At 58.8% G+C, this 23,295-nt stretch carries 22 protein-coding genes and 1 other RNA gene; 12 read left to right on the forward strand and 11 right to left on the reverse strand.

Annotated elements, in window-relative coordinates; translation table 11 throughout:
• Positions 1 to 435 precede the first annotated feature (435 nt).
• The 5 genes from BSP239C_RS18365 to BSP239C_RS18395 all read left to right on the forward strand — a co-directional run bounded on the left by BSP239C_RS18365 (position 436) and on the right by BSP239C_RS18395 (position 7,358).
• Positions 436 to 1,029: a CypD family RiPP peptide-cysteine decarboxylase gene (locus BSP239C_RS18365; protein WP_101574797.1), complete on the forward strand. Its 594-nt coding sequence runs from the start codon at positions 436 to 438 to the stop codon at positions 1,027 to 1,029.
• Positions 1,030 to 1,149: 120 nt separating this feature from the next.
• Positions 1,150 to 1,779: an ABC transporter ATP-binding protein gene (locus tag BSP239C_RS18370; protein ID WP_101574798.1), complete on the forward strand. Its 630-nt coding sequence runs from the start codon at positions 1,150 to 1,152 to the stop codon at positions 1,777 to 1,779.
• A gap of 362 nt (positions 1,780 to 2,141) precedes the next feature.
• Positions 2,142 to 3,275: a hypothetical protein gene (locus BSP239C_RS18375; RefSeq protein ID WP_145997496.1), complete on the forward strand. Its 1,134-nt coding sequence runs from the start codon at positions 2,142 to 2,144 to the stop codon at positions 3,273 to 3,275.
• A gap of 150 nt (positions 3,276 to 3,425) precedes the next feature.
• The gene (locus tag BSP239C_RS18380; RefSeq protein WP_101574837.1) at positions 3,426 to 4,820 is read left to right on the forward strand and encodes an IS1380 family transposase; all 1,395 of its coding nucleotides are present in this window, start codon (positions 3,426 to 3,428) and stop codon (positions 4,818 to 4,820) included.
• Between the two features lie 2,352 nt (positions 4,821 to 7,172).
• Complete coding sequence (locus BSP239C_RS18395) at positions 7,173 to 7,358, forward strand: helix-turn-helix domain-containing protein (RefSeq protein ID WP_257930282.1); 186 nt, start codon at positions 7,173 to 7,175, stop codon at positions 7,356 to 7,358.
• Positions 7,359 to 7,410: 52 nt separating this feature from the next.
• Here BSP239C_RS18395 and BSP239C_RS18400 read toward each other — a convergent pair whose 3' ends face one another.
• The 5 genes from BSP239C_RS18400 to BSP239C_RS18420 form a co-directional block, all read right to left on the reverse strand.
• Positions 7,411 to 8,412: a hypothetical protein gene (locus BSP239C_RS18400; RefSeq protein WP_101574802.1), complete on the reverse strand. Its 1,002-nt coding sequence runs from the start codon at positions 8,410 to 8,412 to the stop codon at positions 7,411 to 7,413.
• Complete coding sequence (locus BSP239C_RS18405) at positions 8,409 to 9,122, reverse strand: ABC transporter ATP-binding protein (protein WP_257930283.1); 714 nt, start codon at positions 9,120 to 9,122, stop codon at positions 8,409 to 8,411. Before BSP239C_RS18405 ends, BSP239C_RS18400 begins: the two co-directional genes overlap by 4 nt.
• A gap of 1 nt (position 9,123) precedes the next feature.
• Positions 9,124 to 10,419 (reverse strand): hypothetical protein, encoded by a 1,296-nt coding sequence (locus tag BSP239C_RS18410; RefSeq protein WP_101574804.1) that lies wholly within the window; start codon positions 10,417 to 10,419, stop codon positions 9,124 to 9,126.
• A 94-nt stretch (positions 10,420 to 10,513) separates the two neighbouring features.
• Positions 10,514 to 10,906 (reverse strand): lactococcin 972 family bacteriocin, encoded by a 393-nt coding sequence (locus BSP239C_RS18415; protein WP_145997497.1) that lies wholly within the window; start codon positions 10,904 to 10,906, stop codon positions 10,514 to 10,516.
• A gap of 316 nt (positions 10,907 to 11,222) precedes the next feature.
• Entirely contained in the window at positions 11,223 to 11,756 is a 534-nt protein-coding gene (locus BSP239C_RS18420) for a hypothetical protein (RefSeq protein WP_101574806.1), read from the reverse strand.
• A 389-nt stretch (positions 11,757 to 12,145) separates the two neighbouring features.
• Between BSP239C_RS18420 and BSP239C_RS18425 the strand changes: the two genes are divergently transcribed.
• Positions 12,146 to 12,688 (forward strand): YceI family protein, encoded by a 543-nt coding sequence (locus BSP239C_RS18425; RefSeq protein WP_101574807.1) that lies wholly within the window; start codon positions 12,146 to 12,148, stop codon positions 12,686 to 12,688.
• 139 nt (positions 12,689 to 12,827) lie between these two features.
• On the opposite strand, the gene BSP239C_RS18430 is transcribed toward BSP239C_RS18425, so the two are convergent.
• Entirely contained in the window at positions 12,828 to 13,589 is a 762-nt protein-coding gene (locus BSP239C_RS18430) for a L,D-transpeptidase (protein WP_145997498.1), read from the reverse strand.
• Between the two features lie 69 nt (positions 13,590 to 13,658).
• Complete coding sequence (locus BSP239C_RS18435) at positions 13,659 to 15,035, reverse strand: uracil-xanthine permease family protein (protein ID WP_219618928.1); 1,377 nt, start codon at positions 15,033 to 15,035, stop codon at positions 13,659 to 13,661.
• A gap of 245 nt (positions 15,036 to 15,280) precedes the next feature.
• On the opposite strand from BSP239C_RS18435, the gene BSP239C_RS21430 reads away from it, so the two are divergent.
• Positions 15,281 to 15,514: a hypothetical protein gene (locus tag BSP239C_RS21430; RefSeq protein ID WP_374701050.1), complete on the forward strand. Its 234-nt coding sequence runs from the start codon at positions 15,281 to 15,283 to the stop codon at positions 15,512 to 15,514.
• Between the two features lie 36 nt (positions 15,515 to 15,550).
• The gene (locus BSP239C_RS21435; protein ID WP_374701051.1) at positions 15,551 to 15,928 is read left to right on the forward strand and encodes a hypothetical protein; all 378 of its coding nucleotides are present in this window, start codon (positions 15,551 to 15,553) and stop codon (positions 15,926 to 15,928) included.
• 37 nt (positions 15,929 to 15,965) lie between these two features.
• Here BSP239C_RS21435 and BSP239C_RS18445 read toward each other — a convergent pair whose 3' ends face one another.
• A complete protein-coding gene (locus BSP239C_RS18445) occupies positions 15,966 to 17,507 on the reverse strand; it encodes a fatty acyl-CoA synthetase (RefSeq protein ID WP_101574809.1) in 1,542 nt (513 codons plus the stop codon).
• Between the two features lie 182 nt (positions 17,508 to 17,689).
• Here BSP239C_RS18445 and BSP239C_RS18450 point away from each other — a divergent pair, with 182 nt between their 5' ends.
• Both BSP239C_RS18450 and BSP239C_RS18455 read left to right on the forward strand, forming a co-directional pair.
• A complete protein-coding gene (locus BSP239C_RS18450; protein ID WP_101574810.1) occupies positions 17,690 to 18,523 on the forward strand; it encodes a Nif3-like dinuclear metal center hexameric protein in 834 nt (277 codons plus the stop codon).
• A 45-nt stretch (positions 18,524 to 18,568) separates the two neighbouring features.
• Positions 18,569 to 19,297, forward strand: a complete 729-nt coding sequence (locus BSP239C_RS18455; RefSeq protein ID WP_101574811.1) for a zinc ribbon domain-containing protein — start codon at positions 18,569 to 18,571, stop codon at positions 19,295 to 19,297.
• A gap of 31 nt (positions 19,298 to 19,328) precedes the next feature.
• On the opposite strand, the gene BSP239C_RS18460 is transcribed toward BSP239C_RS18455, so the two are convergent.
• Positions 19,329 to 20,162 carry a YaaA family protein gene (locus BSP239C_RS18460; RefSeq protein WP_101574812.1) on the reverse strand — a complete coding sequence of 278 codons (834 nt, stop codon included), beginning with the start codon at positions 20,160 to 20,162 and terminating at the stop codon, positions 19,329 to 19,331.
• Between the two features lie 72 nt (positions 20,163 to 20,234).
• Here BSP239C_RS18460 and rnpB point away from each other — a divergent pair.
• An RNA gene (gene rnpB, locus BSP239C_RS18465) (RNase P RNA component class A) lies at positions 20,235 to 20,602 on the forward strand.
• Between the two features lie 32 nt (positions 20,603 to 20,634).
• On the opposite strand, the gene ppgK is transcribed toward rnpB, so the two are convergent.
• The gene (gene ppgK / locus BSP239C_RS18470; RefSeq protein WP_101574813.1) at positions 20,635 to 21,468 is read right to left on the reverse strand and encodes a polyphosphate--glucose phosphotransferase; all 834 of its coding nucleotides are present in this window, start codon (positions 21,466 to 21,468) and stop codon (positions 20,635 to 20,637) included.
• Between the two features lies 1 nt (position 21,469).
• On the reverse strand, positions 21,470 to 22,378 hold the full coding sequence (map, locus tag BSP239C_RS18475) for a type I methionyl aminopeptidase (RefSeq protein WP_101574814.1): 909 nt from the start codon (positions 22,376 to 22,378) through the stop codon (positions 21,470 to 21,472).
• Positions 22,379 to 22,521: 143 nt separating this feature from the next.
• Here map and BSP239C_RS18480 point away from each other — a divergent pair, with 143 nt between their 5' ends.
• The gene (locus BSP239C_RS18480) at positions 22,522 to 23,247 is read left to right on the forward strand and encodes a FadR/GntR family transcriptional regulator (protein WP_101574815.1); all 726 of its coding nucleotides are present in this window, start codon (positions 22,522 to 22,524) and stop codon (positions 23,245 to 23,247) included.
• Positions 23,248 to 23,295 lie beyond the last annotated feature (48 nt).

The following is a 23,295-nucleotide window of genomic DNA, read 5'->3' on the forward strand; positions in this document are numbered from 1 at the left end:
GACGCACTTTCGCGATGACCTGATCCGGGGTATGTCTACGTGCCATGATCTGTGAATTTCCTCCTTGCATCCATTATCGGATGCGAAACTCACATAGTCACCGGACTCCTACTCGGGGACCCAACCAACCCCACCTGTCCATCACAGCGTTTTCAATGTCCTCATCAATCCACGAAGTCGCGGCCCGAAAGCCCTCTTCGATGCAATGCAACAATTGACTGTGATGCGAGACAATTACGCGGGACTCGACTGGATCTTCAAAAGTCTTCCCTACGAACTGGTCGCAGATACCTGCCGGGGCCTCATACAAGACGCTGTTGGGCCACAATTTCAATATCTACTGATGAATTATGTCCCATCGGCGCCGGAGGGCGAACGTATGCAGCCGATCCTCGTCTCGCAGTGGCTGGCCGTCAATACGGAAGGGGTTCGAGGATGACAACCGATGTCGGCGAATATGGCGTCTACCACGGCTCTGAGATGCATCTGCACATCACAGGATCGATCGGAGCCTCGCTCGTTCCCTGGTGGATTCACTGGTTCAGACATATCAACCAAGACGTCGTGGTCAACGCTTCAATCTCTCGAGGTGCTTCGCGTTTCGTGACGAAAGACGCGATTGCAGGTCTGTGCAACGGACACGTATGGGAAGACGAATGGGACGATGCCAAGAGTGAAGACTGGAGGCAAGGACGCACAGGAGACTCAGACTGCATCATTGTCTTCCCCGCGAGCCTAGACAGCGTAATGCGACTGGCACAGGGACGCAGCGACTCGCCAGCTTTAATGATGATGCAAGTCACCAATCTCCCAATCATCCTGTGCGAGGCTATACCCGTGATCAACTCCGTCATCGAGCATTGGCGAGATATTCTACTTGAGCGGCCAAACGTGACTACAGCTCCGCCTGTCGTTGGGATCAAGGCCACGGACCGGGACTCTCAAGAGACTGGATTCAACCTCCCGGGTGCCATCGCCATGGCAAACGAGCTCATTGATGCATCACGTGAAGGTGACGGCGTTGATTGAAGCCCACGTCCGACAACTCGCATCACTTCATAGTCACGGTTTGCTTCCGGACGTTGGTTCGTCCCCTGGGGTACACATATTGTCACAACGAAACATGCAGGACGGTGGAACAGTCGCTTTATGATCGAACTCAATAACGTCAGTGTCTTTGCGGGAGAGGTACCTCTGTTGAAACCCACTACGGTCTCACTCTCACAGGCAGAAGCTCTAGTGATCCGCGGTCACAATGGTTCTGGTAAATCGACGTTGCTTCGCGTACTCGCAGGAACCCTGCCTCCGACAAGTGGTGAGGTTCTCATCGACGGGAGCGCACCGAATACGAGAAGCCGAGCTTTTCGTCGCACAGTCGCTGTCATGATCGGCCTTCCGCCGATGGCCTCGGACCTCACTGTCCGTGACCATGTCGCGCTAGTGTCAAGCACGTGGTTCCCGCGATCTGTGGACGCTGAAGAAATGGCAACCAGCGTCCTCGACAAGCTAGAGCTATCACAACTAGCACTGCGTTTTCCTCATGAGCTTTCGTCCGGACAACTCCAATTGTTCGGATTGAGTCTTGTGCTTGCGCGACCGTTCGACGTTCTGATTGTCGATGAGCCGGAGCAACGACTTGATGATGAGCGCTTGGGTATTGTGTCGCAAATCCTTCAGTCATTGAGAAACGATGGCGTCACTGTCGTAGTGGCCACTCACAGCTCTCATCTGGCAGATGATCTTGGAAACCGTGTCCTCAGTCTGGATGTAACGACGTGAAATCGCAGTACGCCGCGGCGACGTCGATCTGGAGAAACAGGACGGTTGACAGCGAGCACCCTGAACCCCGACGCGACGTAGGGTTCATTATCTACGCTGTAATCCTGCTGTCTGTGATTTGTCTGGTACCCATAGTTCGTCTTCTGTTCCTCTCCCTGATTTCACCGACTGCCAGTGCAATTCTCGCTTCACCAGTTGCAGAACGATCGGCGTTCGCAGTCTCTGTGCTTGTTTGCGTCGCCGCCCTTTGGGGCGGCCGGTTTCAGGGCCCGGCGACATTGCCCCCATTTCTCACATATGCGCTAGCCGGTAGTCAGATTCCTCGAATCACAGCCTATCGTCGCCCGCTATCAATCGCGGCCATGTGGGTACTGGGGGCGTTGATAGCGGCCTCCATTCTGGTCGCAACCAGTATGTGGACGACCGACATCATCTCTGCCCTGGAAGCAACACTGGTCGTGGTGGCTTGCCTCTGCACTGGCATCATCGTCTTTTGTCTTTGGGTCACGAGCCAGACTTTTCCGCGAGCTTCTGGTGTGACCGCCTCTGTCATGTTGGCTGTGGCCGGTTGTGTGCTGTTCGTCCCTGGGACGTGGCAGGCATTGCCGGCAGAGATTCTGTCCAGCGGCTCTGGAACGGTCATCGCGTTGATAGCTTGGGCAGCGACTGCTGTGGTCGCAGTATGCTGCCTACCTCGCATGCTTGAGTCTCAACGATTTGATGATCTGCTCAAGCGCTCTGTTCGCTTGGCGCAGGCACAAGCGCAGTTCTTCATCATGGAGTTTGGCCAGGCATCCTCAATTTATCGCGAACCTCCACGGCTTCTGCGGACCATGAGAGCGGTGCGGCCGTCGCGACATGTCTGGATCACGATCGCCAGTAGTGATTTGTACGCGTCGATGAGAAGTCCGATCCGACTATTGACGAGCCTCGTTTGCGTCTTCGGCGCCGGGGTACTTGTGGGGTTGGGATCGTCACTAGGCCCCCTAGCTGCCCTTCTCGGGCTCGGTGCTGGAACGTTGAGCTATATGGGCGTAGGCCCACTTGCCGATGGACTTCGGCATGGTGCCGCTGAAGTCTCGGATCTGCCTCTGTACGGCATCAGTGATCGGTTTCTCATTAGTGTTCACGTGATCTTTCCGATCTTCGCCAGTGCTGTCGTCGCTACGATCGGTGGTCTGATCGGTGTGCAGATGACTAGCGGATCGATTCTTCAGGTAGTGGCCTCAACGGTTGGTTTGTCAGTCCTGACAGTTGCTTCCATTCTCATGAGCGCGTTGAAAGGTCCGATGCCGGTCCAATTCCTCACGTCGGTTCCTTCGCCAATGGGGGACCCGATGGTGCTGACGAGAGCGATGTGGGCCCTCGATGGTTTGCTGACAGCTATAGCAGCGGGGGCTGCCGTATCAGCGCTGACGAGTGCCCCTGTTTTGACGATTGTTGTCGCAGCCATTCCTTTGGTCCTTATTGTTCGCAGGTGGCGCTATCGCGGCTAAACCCTGATCCGCCGATGTATAAGCCGGTATTGATGACTGAATAAAGTGGAAGTGCCCCTTCTGACGTGGGAAAATAGTGATGTCTTAAGTCCTACAAACCCACAAGGAAGGAGCACCTCGCAGGTGCTATTCAATCACACTCCCACCGGCCTGTCCCACACCTTCGATGATGAACGCCTCATCGCCGACACCGGACTCATCCCGTTGGTGAAACTCGCCCAAGACACAGGCCTGCCAACAGCCGTGGCCGACCGCGTACATATCCCCACCGACAAGGGAGCCAACCCGGGCACGAAAGTCATGTCCCTTGTCGCCGGAATGCTCGCCGGGGCCGACAGCATCGACGATATGAACCGCAACCGCACCGGCGGCATGAAACACCTGGCCACCAGCGTCTACGCCCCATCGACGCTGGGCCAGTTCCTACGGAAGTTCACATTCGGCCACGTACGCGCCCTCCAGACCGCCTGCGACCAGGCCCTTCAGAACCTGGCCCGGCGCGTTGACTTCTTCCCCACCCGCACCAACACGGCCAATCCGGCTGACCAGATGGTATTCGTTGATATCGATGACACTGTCATCGCCGTCCATTCCGCCCGTAAGCAAGGATCCGGACATGGCTATACCGGTGTGCGCGGACTCAACGGTCTCCTCGCAGTTGCCTCCACGACGTCGGCACAGCCAGTCATCATCGGCAACCGGCTGCGCAAAGGAGCCGTGCACTCAGCCCGCGGCGCGAAGAAGTTCACCCAAGATGCACTCTCAGCGGTCGGCCGACTGCCCGGGGTAGCCGGCAAGCGTGTCGTGTTGGCTGCCGACTCAGCGTATTACAACTCCGACATCGCCAACGCCGCGATCACAGCCGGCGCGGATATCACGGTCACGGCCTGCATGAACCCCTCCATCACGAAAGCCATTACTGGCATTGACGAGTCCGCGTGGGCGGGCATCCAGTATCCGCAGGCGATCTGGGACGAGGACAATCAGGAATGGATCTCCGAAGCCGAAGTCGCCGAAACCGGGTATACCGCGTTCACGACCACGAACAGCCCAGTCACCGGTCGTCTCGTGATCCGTCGGATCCCGGAGAAGAACCAGAAGAAACTCGCCAAAGCCGGGCAAGAGGGTCTGTTCACCGTGTGGCGCTACCACGCCGTGTTCACAACAATTCCAGTCGATGTCCTGAACACAGTCCAAGCCGATAAAGCCCACCGACGCCATGCCGTGATCGAGCAAGTCAACGCCGAGTTGAAGGCAGGGCCCATCGCGCATATGCCCGCCGGAGCATTCAACGCCAACGGCGCCTGGCTTGCTCTGGCCTGCATGACACATAATCTCGCCCGAACCGGGGCGCTGCTGGCCGGCGGCAGGCTGTCGAAATCCCGAGCCCCAACGCTGCGGGCCAGGCAAATCAGCATCCCGGCTCGCATTGCCTGCCACGCCCGCAGGATCGTGTGTCACCTGCCGACTCATTGGCCACACGCTTACGAGTTCCACCGGCTCTGGAGCACTGTGTTCAGCCCACCAGCGCCCGCGATGACCTGACCATCCCGCCCAGGACTGGGTTCTGATGCCAGAAGAACACAACGGAGGCTTCTGGCAACACCAAACAGTGGACACACCGGATGCGACGCCGGCCCTTCATCATGCCCTCGGACGGGACCCGAGACTACATGCGTATCGTTTCTCAATCACGCTCCCACACCAGCATCGATCGGTGGATCAGGGTTTAGGCAGAGGCTCGTTACACCAAACTCCTGAATCGTCCTGGGAATAATGGGGACTGTGAAGCCACGGAAAGGACTTCTCTGTCATGCCGAATCAACGTAAGTGAGCTCTCGAGTTGCGCGAGCGAGCGACCCGTATGGTCCTCGACGCCCTCGAAGCCAATCACACCGTCAGACGCGGTCACTTGCGCCGGACTCTGGCCAAAGCAGTAATAGCGTCTGACGGATCGAAGGATCCCTCGAAGATCTTTGACAAGATAACGAGACAAATTCCGCCTAAGAAGTATGTCGAGGACCAAGTCGACGATGCCCTCTCCTGACAATTTGCCCGAGATCCTACACAGTGGGTCGATCTGCCCACAATTTGCCCACAATTCGTTCAGAACTACCCCGTTCCAGGAGTATCAATGTGATGACTGTGGCCCTAGAATTCAAGGGTCAACCGTCTCACCTGGACGCAGCAAGAATTCAAGTCCCTCTGGGCCCACAGTTTAACATTCGATAAGTTGCCTGGTCAGAGTCTTACTGAGTCAAAGTTTAACCGTTGAAATGGTCACTTGCCCACATTTCTTTCTGAACCGTTGTGATCTATGAACATCCAACGCGTCTGAAACTGGTCCAAATCGGGGCCGAATCGGTCGGGACTGATACAGGGTTTGGTGACATCTAAACTGGCTCGTTTGGATACAGCTCGGGAACGACAGACATCAAGCCACAACCTTATCCACAAGTTTGGCGATGCCGTCGTCCGCGGGGACTGGTGAGAGGGGCTGCGTGGTGCGAAGGAACCGTTCGATAGCCGCGGTTGATTCGTTCGCGACCCTGTGGCTTTGATGGACAGCTTTGTCGGCCTGGATCAATGCTGTGATTATTTGTAATTGAAGGTCCGCGATCGCGATGTCGTCGCGACTTATCCACTCGCCGAGGCGGAGTGCAGCGCGCACAATGTTATGCGACGTCGTAAGTGCGTACCCCTATTTGGAAAGCAAGTCGATGAGTTTTCTCAGCAGTGGGTTCAATGGGCCACCACCGCGGCGAGGACGTAACCGCAGCCTCGTCTACCAGTCGTCGGTGGGACCTGTGTCTGCTTGTCGGTTCATGGCTAGAGCCTTTCTCCTAAGATCGGGAAAAAGCATGTCAGTCTTTGGTTATGCCGACCTTTGAATTATCCGTGACGCTGTGACAGGAGACAGCGCCCGGGAGTTCGGCATAAGCCAACATCAGCATATGCTCTGAATTCGGTTTATAAGGCTCAGCTGATCTCTCGGAAGGGGTGGTCGGAGCTGATTGAAGTGATGACTGAGAACTCGAAGTGAGTGGCTTGGTACATCTAGGAACTGCTGGGTTCAGCTTTTAATTATCGTCGGTTGATAGAGGTTCGATCTGTATGGATCAGGCAGGGTGACACCGAGACAGTGGCCGCACAGAATACCAAAAACAGCCACTACGAAACCCGGATCTTGACACCAAGCGCGGAGGGAGCCATAGACCGGTCTTTTACTGAGGACTCCAGGTCCGGGTAATCGGAAGGCCTTACCAGCTCCTTCCAGTTCCCATTAGGTAACTGAGTATTTTGAGGTTTGAAGGCCACTCGATATTGCCTCAGGGGACCACCGGTATTGCCTTTGGAGGCCAGGAGTGGCGTCGGTGGGGGCCACCGGTGAGTAGTTGAAGCCGTGGGTGCCAGCCAATATTATGCTTGGGGCCGGCAACATTGGCCTTGGGGACCAACTATGGTGTCGGTCAGCGCCGCCGACTTCCATCGTTGCTGAAATACTCGAAGGTCGAGTGGTCACGCATCTGGCGGAGGCCTGCGCGAGGGCCCGGGCGGCGTCGTGCACCGTGGTGTGGCCAACCATGACCCCGGCGTACTCCACAGCGGCTGGGTATTTTGTAGCGAGCCTTCTCGGCGCAACCACTGCGAAACACTGTCGTTGCCGCTACAGGCGTTCCGGTCGTTACAGCGCAAAGCTTTGTTTGCCCTCGCCGGGCCGAGAAGTTTTCGATTGGGCATGGCCCCCAATGACGCCATGGGTGGTCCCCAAAAGAGCCAACGCTGATTTCGATCACTGGCGCCCAGAGGCACGACTGGTGGACCCCAGCGAAGCGAATATTCAGTAACGGGGCAGTCCAGTTCGAGCGCTGGCGGACCCTCGAACCCCAGCGCGAGGTGATCGAGCTGGCCAAAGCTCAAAGCGTCTATCAGCGGAAGCTCACTGACGAGGATGTGCAAGCCTGCAGGGCTATGGTCGACATGGGGATCTCGGTGGCCGAGGTTGCGCGACGTTGCGAGGTCTCTCGGCAGACTCTCTATAACGCGCTCAAAGGATCTGGGGCCTATTCTCCTGCTTCCTGAGGAGCTAAGCGTCTCAATTCTTTGACAGCAAACGAGGTGACGGCAGTCGATTTTATGCGAAGCGTTTTTTGACAAGATCGCTGACGCGGACCCGGTTGATGATCAGCACCCCGGACAGCGAAGCTGCTGCGGTGAGCACGGTTGTGCTGATAAATGGGACTGCAAGAACTCGCACCGCGATTGCGATATCCATTCCAGGTATCCATGGCAGCACTGCGATGCACAATAGTGCGGCCGCGCCAGTGCTGAGCACCCCTCTCAGCCCTAGCCGTGACCACCATGCTCGCATGAGGGAGTAGCCGTGCAATCGCTGCACCCCCAGCGCTGCAGCGTCGCGAGCTAGTGCACCGATCGTAGCCACAATGACTAGCGCGGCGAGGGTTCCAGAAAGCGCTAGAAGGGGCGTTGTCGACAACGGTTGGGCATCCACTGCATCGTCAGTGTCTTCAACGAACGTGGCAGGGGTGGTCAATGCTGCATCTGGATCTGTTTCGAGGATCTCTTCATTCACCTGCCTGCTGATCGATTCAAGGAAGCCCTCGAAATCTCTGTGACTATCGGTTTCGGCTTTGTAGACACCAATCGCTGGGAGGTTCGCGAACATGTCTTCTAACGGGCGGAATGTGAGGTCGTAGCTATTCGCGAGGCTCTGCGGAGTCTCCTTCGTAGCGCCGGGTTTCGTCGACAACACTGTCCCTGTCGCCTGCGTTTCGGAGTTGGTCAGCGTGTTTCCGCCTGTGAGGCGTGCGCGGTCAAAGATCTTCGTTGGGTGGTTGAGTCGAATGTAGTAGGTGAGGTCGAGGCCGTTTCCATCTGACTGGCGAACGGTTCTTCTTACGAGATTGACATTGTTCTCATCCGCCGCGGTAGTGAGAATTCGTTCTGCCGCCGAGGGATCCTGGATCCGTACTTCGGGGGGCCACATGAAGACCGTCATATCTTGAGTAAGACCCTCAGTGGCGGTTTCCTGCGCACGCTTGATTTCGGTGGTCAGTCCAAGAGCTGCTGTGATGATGAAGGTGAGGAAGAGGGTGATTGCGACGAAGTTTCTCACGAAGGTGCGTCCTCGTGGCCTGCGTCTTGGTTTGATGCTCGTTTGGGTTTACTCAGGGAGGCGACTTCTACGGTTCTAGTACAGACTTCAGCTACCCGAAGGTCATGCGTTGCGAGGAGGATGGTCCGTCCGTCGGCGCTCATTTCCCTCAGGAGTTTGACGATTTCATCGCGGTTGTTTTCATCGAGTGATCCGGTGGGTTCGTCGGCGAGGACGAGTTCGCATGGTTTCAGCCAAAGGCGCGCGATGGCCACTCTCTGCTGTTCTCCTCCAGAGAGAGAGTAGACGCGGCGATCTTCGTACCCAGGCAGACCCACGCGCTCGAGAATGCGGGCGATCTGCTTTGTGTGATCGCTGCGGTCGGAAGAGTAGGTCAAAGCGACTTTCAGGTTTTCGCGCACCGTCGCGGAGTCAATGAGAGCGAAGTTTTGGAACAGGTACCCGAGGCGATGGCGCAAGAACAGAGTGGCATCTCGCGAGCGGGGCCGTGGTGCTGTGGTGCCGAAAAGTCGAACTTCGCCCGCATCGGGAGAATCGAGGAGTCCGGCGAGATTGAGGATTGTCGACTTCCCAGACCCGCTGGGCCCAGTGAATGCGACCATATCCCCGGGGCTGACAGAAAAACTAGCGTGACTGAGTACAGTCCGCCCGGTGTAGGTTTTTTCGACGTTATCGAAAACGACAGGGTCTACTTCTTGACGGCTGGGCATATCAGATTTCCTTGAGGCGGAGAGCGGGATGGCGGCGATCGAAGACCATGACAACAGCGATGGCTATGACTGCTTCCACGAGCACAACGGAGCCAGTGACAGCAAGCAGAGTCGGCCATTCATCGAGAAGCACCAGAGGATGGAAATACTCTGGGATTACCACATGGCCTCCGAGAACATAGAAACTGGTGGCTGCCACCAGGGCGGCAGGGATGAGGAGCAACCAGGACATTGCTAGTCCTGCGAAGACCTCCCCGAAGCTTTTGAGCCTGGAGTAGCCGTGGAGCCTGCGGATAGCTGAGTGCACACGCCATCGTTCATAGGCGACTACAACAGCCACGATGCTTAAGACCACAGTGAGGACTCCCGCCACAACTGAGGCAGTGATCAACCAACGTGCATCCTCAGATGAGAGGGAGAACTGCTCGTTGATTGCATCGGCCGGGTAGACGAGAGCAGTGAAGTTGTCATCGAGCTTGTACTTCTCGAACAGGGGCAACAGCTCTTGGTAGACCTTCTCAGGGTCTCCATCGACTCTCACCTTCATTGGAGTGTCGATTTCACCGGTGATCGTGTTCTCCCAATCGCTGGCGATGGTGTTCGAACGTGTCATTACCGTGACGATGGGATCAGGCAACGTGTTGCCCTCCTCCGGTCGTATTTGGGTGTTAAACGTGAACAGATCCTGGCCGGTCTGCGTCCAGATGATGCGCACTTTCTGTTTGCGAACTGCATCACTGACTTCGTAGCCATTTGCTTCTGAGTATTCGACGTCGCTGTCGGATGGGCCATTGCGGGATTCCTGCACATAGTCCCGGATCAGATCCTCACGATCCTTGAGAGACTCCGGAACAGCGATCACCCAGTCAGTTTCTTCATTTGAAACCACGATGGGTTTTCCTGAGCTATCGAGAATCGGATACTTCTCAAGATAGTTGGTGTTCACGCTCATCTGAACATAGGGCAGCACAGGGTCGTCTCCGACAACATCCATGTCAGCTGCCTCGACGTAGATCCCTCCGCGATCGTCAAGCTCGGGGTAGATGCGTTCGGCTACGGTTTTGGAGATCCCGTCGGTGCCGTCCTTGATGGCTTGGAGGTCGTCGCCATTGCTTCGGGGGAAGTAGACGGCATAGTCTGTGCTTTCACTCCAGCCATTGAGTGCCGAAGCATCGTCTGACACGAGGGTGAATGCGCTGAAGAGGCCGACAGCCACGGCAATGAGCACCCCCGCGGCACACGATTTTATCCCGAATGCCACCAGAGTCTTGATGCCACCCTTGGAGGGTATCCGCATAGGTTTCCTATCGTTAGCAGAAGATCACCCGAGCTGGGGTGAGCCGAAGAGTCGGCCCACCCCAGCTCGGATGAGGATACTCGAATGGTCTTGATTACGCGTTCGCGCTCCACTTCGCCTTGCATTGCTTCGTGAACCCGCCGTAGGCGTTCGCGTTGGCCCATTTGCCCTTGCTGGCGGTCTTCGTTACATTGGCGGAGCCGATGATTGCGGTGCCAGAGTGGCGCTTTGTGCGGTGGAAGTAGTGCGAGTAGCACTTCTTCTTCTTCTTCACATAACTTTTACCGTAGTTCCATGTTCCACCGCCGACTTGCTTCGTCCCTTGGGTGGTGAGGCCGTCTTGCACAATGGCTTCACCTGAGGTCGCTTGTTCGCTTGAGGCGCTGACATTGCTGGAGGCGGTGTCACTCGCCATTGCTCCAGTCGCACCAGTTGCCGACAGAGCAAGCGCGAGAACAACCGTCGCTATCGTCTTTGAAGTCTTCACTCCACTCTCCTGTTTCTATCAATCATTCTTCAGCGAACGGTCAGGATTGACCAATTAGTCACGCTAACGAGAAGTTCCGCAAAGCACATCGCACGATAGTATGAAGTTTCGACCTTTTTCACTCAGCAACCAGAGCCGTGGGACTGATGCACGGATCGGTACTCGGCATGAGCCACGACGTCCACTTCAAGCTCGTACGCTCGAGGTGACCTGTCGTATCGATCCGACAGGTCACTTTGGCAAGTAGACGTGAAGTATTCGGCGAACATAGACACTTGAGGACTTGCTCTACCGCAGGATACCGGTCCTGTGGCTACTACACGGTCGGGAATCTACTATTTTTCTTGATCGACGCACGAACTAGCAACCCTATGGCCACTCCGACGGTGATGCCCACCCAGCCGATGATGACAGTTGATGAGTTGAACTGAGCTCTGCCCAAAGGCATCACCAGATACTGGATCATTTCAACCAGCAGCGACACAATGTAGGCGCTGAGAGTCAGAGAAATGATGTTCCTCCACTGTGTGAACACACCACTAGCAATCCCGATTGGAGTGAACAGAACGAGATTCATGGACTGCCAATTGATGGTGAGCAGCGCGCTAGGACTGGGGAGCGCCCACGTCCAGACTCGTGTAGTCAACAGGCCTTCTTCCATTTCCAGTGCGTGGCCTGTCGGAGTCAAGGTCGCAGACAGAATTAGCATCAAGCTAGCTAGCCACCAAAACACTATGATCGGCCGTTCCTTTAGCTTTGCTCCGAGACGTTTGGCAAAAAGAGCTGCGATCACTGCCCCTACAACGAAGGCTGGCAGTGCAAACGGTAGGGCGCTGAAGTATCTGGACATTTACAGACCCGTACAGAACGTCGTTCTTGTGTCATAGATCTTGCCCGAAATCGTGTCTTTCATTAGACCCCTAGCGCCAGGGCGCGTCTCGCAGAGACGCCCGCGTCCCGATTTTTGTTGTAGGCGACCTTGTTCTTGGAGACCTTACCTTCAATACAACTTGGGCATTGAGAGTTTCATTCAGATTATCCGACTGCTCATCCCAGTCAGTGGCGCTACCACCGATAGTTCTGCTCTCGTTCGCCCAAGGCCAATTGCCTCGACAACATGACAGTTCGGTCCCAGAACATATACGCTGAACTCATACGCACCTCAGTGCTCACACAGTACTGACTTGGGGTCTCGGCACTGGGATCCCATGATCTCAGCTCGGCCGAAGGAGCACGACTTTGCCATCAGACGAACAGCTGACCGGAACTTGGGTCATCGACCCCGCACATACCCGCCTCGGATTCTCCAGCCGTCACGCGATGGTCTCGCGCATCCGTGGTGCTTTCAACACCGTCGAGGGCAAAGTCGTCGTCGCTGAGGATCTGGCGAATACCGAAGTGACCATCACGATTGATGTTGACAGCGTTGACACACGCACCCCTGATCGCGATGCTCACCTGCGAAGCGCAGACTTCTTCGACGTCGAAAACTATCCGACGATCACATTCAAATCCACCGGCGTCGATGAGGTCGAAGAAGGAAGCTACATCGTCAACGGTGACCTGACGATCCGCGATACCACCCGGCCAGTCTCTGTCCCCCTCGAGCTGCTGGGAATCGACCGCGATCAGAACGGTGCATTGAGGGCAGGCTTCGAAGGCAAACGCCGCATCGATCGTAAGGACTGGGGTGTGACGTGGAATACGACCTTGGATTCTGGCGGTCTGCTCGTCAGTGACAAGATCACTCTCGAATTCGAGCTCTCCCTGATCAAGGAATAGTCGGGCGGACGGATCGTTTTAAGAGGCGGTCAGGGGGCGCTGAGAAGCGCCCCCTGACCGCCTCTTCGTTGTTTGCTACCGCTTCTTCGTCGCTACGCCGGCCTGAGTTGTTGATTGAGCTTTTGACCTAGTTGCTGACCTAGCGGTTGATCGCCATCTCAACCGCACTGTCATCTTCCCACTCGAAGATTCTCAGCAGGTCCGCCTCCGATACCGATACGCAGCCTGCAGTCTCCTGACTACCCGTGTTGACGTGGAGGAAGATCGCTGAACCCTTGCCTGGCGTGGCGGCGGTGTTGTAGTCAATGACCTGGCCGTAGTCGTACGCGGGGGTCTGGTGCATGGATTCCCCGGAGTATCCGTCGGACTTCTTCTGCATGGTGTTGTAGCCCTTCACCGCGTCTCCATCGACCCAGACATCGTCCTTGGTGGTCTTGACGTACTTGGAGCCGTGAAACTGCTTGGGCTCCGCCTTCATGCCGAACCCATAGCCCATGTTGTACACGCCGGACGGCGTCTTGCCGTCGCCCTCATGCTTCGCTCCGGCGTCGGCGATGCCGTTATAGCCGACGTATCCGTCGACACTCATCGCAGAATAGTAGTTGTCATCCCACTTCTCGCAAGCGTCGACCGTTGCGGTAGATCCGCCGGTGCCGGTGACGGCAATGACCTTCTTCGCGGTGGCGCCCGAAGCCACAGAGCATTTCTCGCCGAGGTGATCCGGCTTCTGCGAGGCATTGCCGTCGACGAGCCCAGCCCCGAGACCCATAGCGGCCTGAGCCGAGGTCCCAGTCAACAGAGCGCCCGCAGCCAACGCTGTGGCAAAGCCCGATGTCAGCCAGCGGCGTGTTCTGCGTGAGCGGAAATGGGCAGCTCGTGGGTGTGTATGTGCAGGTTTCATGACTGTCTCCTCATCATCGGATTCTTATCATTGGGGGAAGGGCCTACGTGATTGCTGGGACGGCTGCGTTCAGGGCGAGTAGGGCGGAGTTCGTTCTTCATTCTCAGCACCGGGTTCAGCTCCAATATCTGCCTCGGTGCCGGCGTCCTGATCTCCGTCCACGTCCTGGTCGGTGCCGCGCCATTTCGCGATGCCGCGCATGACTTGATAGATGATGATCGCCGAGGCTGAACCAAGTGCAATGCCTTCGAACTGAAGGTCACCGGGAGTCCAGGTGAAATTGGCGATCGCGACGATCAGCGCCACCGCGGCGGTGTTGAGGTTGATGGGGTTGGAGAAGTCGACCTTGTTCTCCACCCAGATGCGCACGCCCAGCATGCCGATCATCCCGTAGAGCACGGTCGCCGCCCCGCCCAGAACACCGGGTGGGATGGTTGCGATGATCTCTCCGAATTTGGGCAGCAGGCTCAAGATCAGCGCAATGACGCCGGCACATAGGTAGGCGGCCGTTGAGAAGATTCGTGTCGCGGCCATGACACCGATGTTCTCGGCATAGGTCGTCGTTCCCGAACCTCCGCCTGTGCCGGCGAGAATCGTGGAGAACCCATCGGCGAACAGCGTCCGGCCCGTGATCGAGTCGAGATCGCGTCCGGTCATCGCCGACACCGATTTCACATGTCCGATGTTCTCAGCGATGAGGACGAAGACGACGGGGAGAAAGAGCCCCAAGTAGCCCAGGTCGAATGCGGGGGCATGGAAGGCAGGCAGTCCCACCCAATCGGCCTGTCCGACAGTGGTGAAGTCGATCTGCCCCTGCATCCATGCTGCACCGTAGCCGACGAGGACGCCGACGAGGATGGACAGGCGGCCGAGCATTCCACGAAACAGCACACTGGTGACCAAGACGGTGGCAATCGTGATCACCGCGGTCAGGGGAGCTTCCTTCACCCAGTCCCAGGCAGCGGGCGCGAGGTTGAGCCCGATGAGAGCGACGATGGACCCGGTGACAACCGGAGGCATGGTGACTTCGATCCACCGCACTCCGGCGAAGTGGACGACGATGCCCACCAGAGCGAGAGTCACTCCGACAGAGATGATCCCGCCCTGCGCCAGGGCCATGGCGTGGGAGTCGAGGTCCTCGCCCGAGGTGGCTGCGAATCCGGTGACGGCACCGATGGGTGCCAGCAGGCCAAAGGATGAACCCAGATATGAGGGCATCATACCCTTGGTGATGAGCAGGAAGAGAAGCGTTCCGATAGCTGTGAAGAACAGCGTGGTCGAGGGAGGGAAGCCGGTCAACAGAGGCACGAGGAACGTCGCCCCGAACATGGCCACCACGTGTTGGGCGCCGATTCCCACGGTCCGCGGCCAACTCAGCCGCTCCTCGGGCAGAACGCTCTCTCCAGGACGGATCGTCTTGCCATCCCCGTGCCGCTTCCAGCCCATTCTTCCGTCGAAGGGACTGGACGCAGGTGTCGCCTCATTGGGGGATGTCACCACTCGTCTCCTTTTCCGCCCGCCCGGAGGTGGCGGTGTCTGTTCGTCATACGTTTGCTGCCGAGAGCAGTCTATTCGTTTTCACCCACCCTTCATGCGCCGGTTCGAGCCAGGACTGATACTTCATTGAACACTGTTCAAGAAAGACGGCTTGCAAGCTAAGCTCATTACGCGACTATAAGGAGAAACCACCGATGACCAGCTGGTTCGACACCCTTGCCGACTCCCTACTCGATGGTGCAGTGATCACCGCTGAACAGGCGACTGCTCCGCTGGCGACGCCCGACCGCGAACTCCTCGATCTCGTCGCCGCGGGATTCCGGCTCAGGCGCAGACAGTTCGGAATGAGCGTCAAACTCAACTACTCCGTCAACCTCAAATCGGGACTGTGTCCGGAGAGCTGCAGCTATTTCTCACAAGCCCTTTGATCCTCGGCGCCGTCGTGGCTGAAGACCGATGAAGCAGTGAAGCAGGCAGATCTCGGCATCCGCGGAGGAGTCTCACGGGTCTGCCTGGTCGCCAGCGGACGAGGCCCCGGAAATCGCGACGTCGACCTGCGCATCGTCATCACGGCGCGATTCGTCTGTCCAGACCGGGAGACCAGGCTGGCCGGCGGACGCGAGATCCATCTCCGGTCGTTGCAGGCACAGGCGCTGCACGTGGCGAACTCGATCTTCCTCGGCGACTACCTCACAGCAGAAGGGCAGGCCGCCGAAGAGGATATCGTCCTCATTCGCGACAACGGTTTCACCATCCTCGGTTCCGAGAACGGCGTCGAAGCTTCGCCCACTTCCACAATCAGTAACCTGGGAGCGGGCACAGTGCAGGGAGCCAACGCGTGAGCCCGACTCATAACCTGGCTGCAAGCAGGTGTGCGCTTCAGGGTTCGCGCAGCTGTCGCTTGAGGATCTTGCCGGCGGAGTTCTTCGGCAGTTCGGCCACGAAGTCGACGCGTTTGGGAACCTTGAAACCGGCCAGACGATCCTTGACATGGGTGAGCACTTGCGCCTCGGTGATCTTAGGCTGATCAGGCTTGATGACGACGAAAGCGGTGATCGCCTCGATCCACTTCTCATCGGCGACACCGACGACCGCCACCTCGGCGACCTGGGGGAGTTCGAAGATCGCGTCCTCAACCTGTCGACTGGCCACCAGCACGCCGCCTGTGTTGATGACGTCCTTGACTCGGTCGACGACCTCGATGAAACCGTTTTCGTCTACGGTGACGAGGTCTCCGGAATGGAACCAACCGTTGTCGAAGGCTTCGGCTGTGGCCTCGGGCCGATTCCAGTAGCCCTCACACAGCTGCGGTGATCGGTAGAGGATCTCACCCTGTTCGTCGACACCGACATCATTGCCGTCGCCGTTGACGACCCGGGTTTCGACGAAGAAGACGGGCCGACCGGCTGAGGCCGCGTGATCATCGTGTTCTTCGGGACGAAGCACAGCGCACAAGGGTCCCAGCTCGGATTGGCCGAAACAGTTATAGAAGCCTAATTTCGGCAGACGCTGTCGCAGTTTCTCAAGCACCGGCCCCGGCATGATCGAGGCACCGTAGTAGGCCTTGCGCAGGCTCTCCAGATTGCGGGTATCGAGGTCGGGGCTGTTCGCGAGTGCGACCCACACCGTGGGGGCGGCGAAGAAGGAGTTGATCTCGCGTTCCTCGAAGATTGCCAGCAGCTGCTCGGGGACGGGTGCGGGCACGACGATGTTGTGGGCCCCGATGGACAGCAGCGGAAGAAGGAAGACGTGCATCTGCGCCGAGTGATAGAGGGGGAGTGCATGGACTGCTCGGTCGGTGGGAGCGAAGTCGAGGCTCATCAGTGATGACATGTATTCGTGAACGAGTGCACGGTGGGTCATGATCGCACCCTTGGGCGCCGAGGTGGTCCCCGAGGTGTAGAGCAGCTGTGCGATGTCGGTGTCCGCGACGTCGAATTCCTCAGGAGCCGCCGGTGCGGTATCGGGTGCAGCAGCCGATTTCAGAAGCGTGGAGAAGTCCATGACCTGGGCATCGGCTCCGGTCGGTGTTGCGGTGACTGCATCGAGGAGATCGGCATCGGCGAAGACGAGCCGTGCTCCTGAATTGTCCAGAATGTAGTCGAGCTCGTCATTCTTAAGCTGATAGTTCACCGGCACATGGATGAGACCTGCGCGGGCACAGCCGAGGTAGAGGAGGAGGTAGAGATCGGAGTTCTTCCCGTAGGCGGCGACCCGGTCTCCCTTCTGTGCCCCGAGGTTGACCAGTTCGCGAGCCACAGCCGTCACCGCTGTGTCCAGACTGGAATAGGTCCACGTGCGGTCGCCGAATTCGACGGCAATGGCATTGCCGAAGCGTCCTGAGCTGCGACGCACGATATCGGCGACGGTGGAGGAGAAGTGCAGTTCCGGCGATGGCGTAGTCGATGCATTCGTAGTCATGGGCCAAATCTATAGCCGAACGATCGATCGGTGAACCACGTCTCACATATTTTCCACGTGAACCAGACAATTTCGTGCTGCGGCTCTCGAACTGTGAAGCCACCACTGAGAAAATGGGCCTGCTTATGCGGCTCAACCGGTACTGTCTGACCGGGACTGCTCGGATGTAATACTGTGGTGGCATGAGATACCCGAAGGTCAGTGAATGTGTGGACGTTTTCGAAGCACTGTGGCCAACGGCCCTGGCGGAGAAGTGGGATTCGGTCGGTTTGGCTGTGGGTGATCCCGATGCCGAAGTGCGCTCGATCCTGCTCGCGCTCGACCCCATGGACGCGGTCATCGCCGAGGCGGTGGTGTTGGGTGCAGATCTCGTATTCAACCACCATCCACTCATGCTCAAACCCGTGAAATCGGTGAACGCCTCCACCCTCAAGGGCGGCGCCGTCCACACCCTGATCAGCAATGACATCGCGTTGTTCAACGCACACACGAATGCGGACTCCGCGCGTGGGGGAGTCTCGGACGCACTCATCTCCCTGCTCGGCATCGACGATTCGGTGCCCCTCGTGCCCCATGCCGAGGGAGCGAGAACCGGAATTGGCCGCGTTGGAGATCTTCCCACGCCCACACCCGTCCGTGACATCGCCCGCACCCTGGCAGAGCGTCTTCCGCGGACGACAACCGGTGTGCGCATCGCTGGCGACCCGGCCGCGTCAGTCACAAGAGTCGCCGTCTGCGGTGGAGCAGGGGACTCCCTGTTCGACGAGGTCCGGGCCAGCGGCGCCGATGTCTACATCACCGCCGACCTTCGCCATCATCCCGCCACCGAAGCTCGCGATACCGCCAACAGGCAAGGTGGACGCCCGCAGCTCATCGATGTCTCCCATTGGGCTTCGGAAACCGTCTGGCTGACCGCGGCCGCCGAACAGTTGGAGACCGAATTCGCCGCACGCGGATTCAGCGTCGGTCTGCAGCATTCGGCGGTCAACACCGATCCCTGGGTCGAACGCTATTGATTCCCTGCCCACGACCCCCGATGCTTCGATGACAAGGAACCCCCAATGCTGATCACTGCCGAACAACGCACAGAACTCGAATCACTCATCGAACTTGCCGCCCACGGTCGCGCCCTGCGGCACGAACACGACAACCCCACTCAAGCCTCGGCATTGAATGATCTCGTGTCCTCGCACAAGGAGCTCGAGACTAAGAAGACCGAGGCCGCCGAGGTGGTTGAGAAGTACCGCGCCGAGGTTGCCGAGCACGCCGGTGCCATCGAGGCCCAGAACGGCCAGATCAAGAAGAAGACCGTCGAGCTCAATGATGGCACCGGTCTGACCAGTCGTGATCTCGTCAATCTGCAGGGCGAGATCGCAGGTCATGAGGAACGCGTTGCTGAGCTTGAAGAGGCTGAGCTCGGTACCATGGAGGAACTCGAATCCGCTGAGGCTGCGCTCACCGAAGTCGAGGCCTCCCTCGCCGAGGTGATCGCATCTGGCCGTGCCACGCAGACGGCAATCAAGGACCGTAAAGCGGAGTCGGCTGCCGAGCTTGAGGCCAACAGTGCCTCGGCGCAGAAGCTGAAGGCCGACCTGCCTGAGGCGTTGATTCGCCAGTTCGAGCAGAATGTCGCCCAGGGCGGTCCTGGAGCCGCGATCCTGAATGGCCCGAACTGCCGGGCCTGTGGTCAGGAGATCAGCGGCATGGCGTGGAAGAGCATGCTGCTCGAGGACCCGAACCAGACTTATGAGTGTGAAGAGTGCGAGTCGGTTCTGCTGCGTAAGGGCTGAGCCCGGCTCCATGAGCGGGAGCGAGAGGGACTCAGTCGCGCAGGATGATGCTCAGCGCCGCCGGCCGGTTCTTGGCATGTGGGGTGAATTCGACCTCATAGGACTCTTCTGCCCGTGAAACCAGATCCTCAGAGTTCGCCGGCAGCTCACGGTCGTCTGCGAGCAGTCGGCCGACGAGTTCGCCGCGATAGTACTTTGCCCAATGGGAGACAACGCTGCGCTTGGCACCGATGACCTTGACGGCTCCCAGTGTGATGACCTGCTCGTGAGGTCCCGGCCATGCGCCCCGGTAGTCACTGGATCGGCAGTCGAGGATCACCTCGGCGGGGTCGACCATGAGTGATTCGGCCAAGACCGGCTTCCACCAGGACGACAGCTTGCCGAGGGTGCCGAGGTCGGTCTTCATCGCCAGCCGATAGGCGGGTATCGGATCGAGGCCGTTGACCTGGCCGAAGAGCGCCGAGAACACGTGCACATTTCGCAGGCGCTGGGCCAGAGTCTCATCGGCCATAGCATCGGCGACGAGATCCGGGGCACCCATCGCTTCATAGAGAACACCGGAATAGGTCAGAAGGGCCGGGGCGCAGGGGAGCGTGTCGAGGCCGACATTGCGTTCGACGTCGGCCGCTAGCGAAGCTCCCACCCCTAGCTGAGTGAGTGCGTCTTTACGTTTGGATACCTTCTGCAGGGCAGCGAGGACCTTCTTCCGCTGTGGGGTGAGATCCGGTGCAGAGAGCCCTGGGAGGTCGAGTGGGGGACCCGAGTTCGCGGGAGTCTTACCTTCTGAGGGCGGCAATAGGATCTTCACGTCACCATCGTAGGTCCCAACGGCGAATCGCTGATTCTCTGTCCACGTTAGTTTCATCACGCCTGGCTCCTGCGTGCTGGAAGCGGCCCGATCACTGTGGCCGATGAGGGTAGACTGCTGTACTCGAGGACAGGTCACCAGACGGTCGCGGCTCTCTCACGAGAGCTGAGGAACGTCCGGGCTCCACAGAGCAAGGATGGTGGGTAACACCCACCCGGGGTAACCCGCGGGCCAGTGCAACAGAAAGCAGACCGCCCAGTTTCGACTGGGTAAGGGTGAAACGGTGGTGTAAGAGACCACCAGGGTGCCGGGTGACCGGCGCCGCTGGGTAAACCCCATCCGGAGCAAGATCAGACAGGCGACGTTCGAGGCTGCTCGCCGAGTCGTCGGGTGGATTGCTTGAGGCCGGTGGCAACATCGGTCCCAGATAGATGACCGTCCGTCGAGAAGGGTAACCGACTCGATGACAGAACCCGGCGTATCGGTGGCCTGTCCTCACCTACACTGCCAGACCGGCGCCGCGTCCGAGCTAGGCGGTGCCCTTCTTCACCTTGGCCTTGCCGTTGTTGGCAGCCAGAATCGCAGCACCGACGATGCCGGCATTGTTGAACAGCGTCGCCGGCCGCAGCTCCGCCCGGGTGCTGATCAGGTGCAGGAACTGTGCATGCGATTTCGAGATGCCACCGCCGATGAGGATCACGTCGGGTGCCACCAGCAGTTCGACCTGCGAATAGTACTGCTGCAGCCGTCCCGCCCACTCCTCGTAGCTGAGCCCCTCACGGACCTTGACCGATTCGGCCGCCTGGGTCTCCGCATCGCGACCGTTCATCTCGAAGTGACCCAGCTCGGTGTAGGGCACCAAACGCCCCTGAGTGAAGAGTGCTGTGCCGATGCCGGTGCCCAAGGTCGTCAGCAGCACCGTCTTCTTACGATGTTTGCGGCCGGCACCGAAGGTCATCTCGGCCAAACCTGCCGCGTCAGCATCGTTCATGATGAAGAACCGCCGACCGGTATGTTCGGCAAGGATTCCAGTGATGTTCGACCCGATCCATGACTGGTCGAGATTCGCCGCGTATTCCACATGGTCATCGCGGACGACGCCGGGAAACCCGCAGCCGATCGGCAGAGCATCGAGAGCTGAACGGTCGTCGACGACCCCCAGCTCGAGTGCTGTGGATACAAGGAGCTCGACGAGCTGTGCGATCGCCTCGGCGACAGCGACCGGGGAACTGGGCTTCGGGGTGAGCACCCGTACACGCTTGAAGGCGAGGCCGCCGGTCTCGGTGTCGACGAGTGCGGCTTTGATGCCTGTTCCTCCGACATCGACTCCGATGGCGAAGCGTCCTGGCTGATCGTTCGTCATCTCAATCCTGTCGGGTCGCGGGGCCCGCAGCGATGGCTGCATCGGCATCGGGGAGAGTGAGGATATCGGCACCGGTCTCGGTGACGACAAGTGTGTGTTCGAACTGTGCGGAGCGCTTCCGGTCCTTGGTCACCACAGTCCACGCATCGTCCCAGACGTCCCAATCCACGGTTCCGAGGTTGAGCATCGGTTCGATGGTGAAGATCATCCCCGGTTCCATCACCTCGGCGTGGGCGGGTGCGGCGTCGTAGTGGGGGACGATGAGTCCGGAGTGGAACTCACGGCCGACCCCGTGTCCGCTGTAGTCGCGGACGACACCGTAGTCGAAGCGCTTCGCGTACTTCTCGATGACTCGTCCGATGACGTTGATCTCGCGGCCCGGCTTGACGGCCTTGATGCCACGCATCGTGGCGTCCCAGGTGCGTTCCACGAGGAGGCGCGATTCTTCATCGACGTCTCCGGCATAGAAGGTGTAGTTCGTGTCGCCGTGCATGCCTTCGATGTATGCGGTGATGTCGACGTTGACGATGTCTCCGTCGGCGATGACGGTCGAGTCTGGGATGCCGTGGCAGATCACCTCGTTGAGCGATGTGCATACAGACTTCGGGAATCCGCGATAGCCCAGGGTCGAAGGATAGGCGCCGTGGTCGCACATGTATTCGTGGGCAACACGGTCGATGGCATCGGTGGTCACGCCTGGTTCGATCATGTCGCCGACGGCGGCCAGAGCATTCGCCGCGATCGTGCCCGCAGCGCGGACCTTTTCTATCTCCTCAGTGGAATAGAAGTTGCTGCCCCGACCTTCGTCGGCATCTGCGCGTCCGACGTATTCGGGTCTGGTGATGTTCTGGGGGACTCCGCGCTCGGGGGAGATGGTTCCGGGCGTGAGTAGGCGAGGCGTTTCAGTCATGGTGCCTTCGATTCTAGAGCGGTTGAGCCCAGATATTCCACAATCGCGGTGCCTGTCGAAACGAGCGGCCTGTGGGAGGGGATATTAGAGTGGAGGAAACAAATGTCGCCCGTGTGTGCGACTGGGATGAAAGAGGAGGAGTGATGAACGATCAGGCCCCTTCTGCCGGCCACGAGTTTTCGGGTCTCAGCGATGTGGTGAGTCTGACCAGCGCTCCACAGCAGATCGCTGATCACATCCTCTCCGGCATCGCCGTAGGTGCTCTTCCCGAAGGCACGCTGCTGCCCGGCGAGCGGGCACTTGCCGCTGATCTTCAGGTCTCACGCTCGAGTGTGCGCGCGGCGCTGCTGCGCCTCGAACGTCTCGGTGTCGTCGAACGCAGGCGGGGCCGCGGCGGCGGAACTTTCGTCGCCAACGCGGAGCCGACGACTCTGGCACCGATGGCCGATCGCATCGGTGAGTTCCATGCCGAACGCCGCAATCTCCTGGATGCCCGTGCGATCTTCCAGAACAGTCTCGCTGCGACAGCGGCTCTGCGACGCACCGACGAGGAGCTCACAGGGCTCAGGGAGCTGGCACAGAGATACTCCGAACGCGCCGAGGCCGGAGTGGCCAGAACAGCCGATGCCCAGTTCCACTTCGCCATCGCTCGAGCTGGACATAACCCAGAACTCGTTCGCATGGCCATCGACATCGACACCAGGATCAACGCGGGCTTCCGCCACGACCCGTTCTCCCACACGCTGTTCGACCATGCGGTGGCCGATCACGCGGCCATCGTCGAGGCGATCGCCGCGCAGGACGCGCAGGCCGCCGGCCGTCTGTGCGAGGAACACTTCCGGTCGACGACGATGCCGCCGCAGAACTGACTCGGGCCACTGAAGCCCCTGAGCAGGACCCACATATCGCTGAAGGCC

The organism is Brevibacterium sp. 239c (assembly GCF_900169365.1).
GTDB lineage: Bacteria > Actinomycetota > Actinomycetes > Actinomycetales > Brevibacteriaceae > Brevibacterium.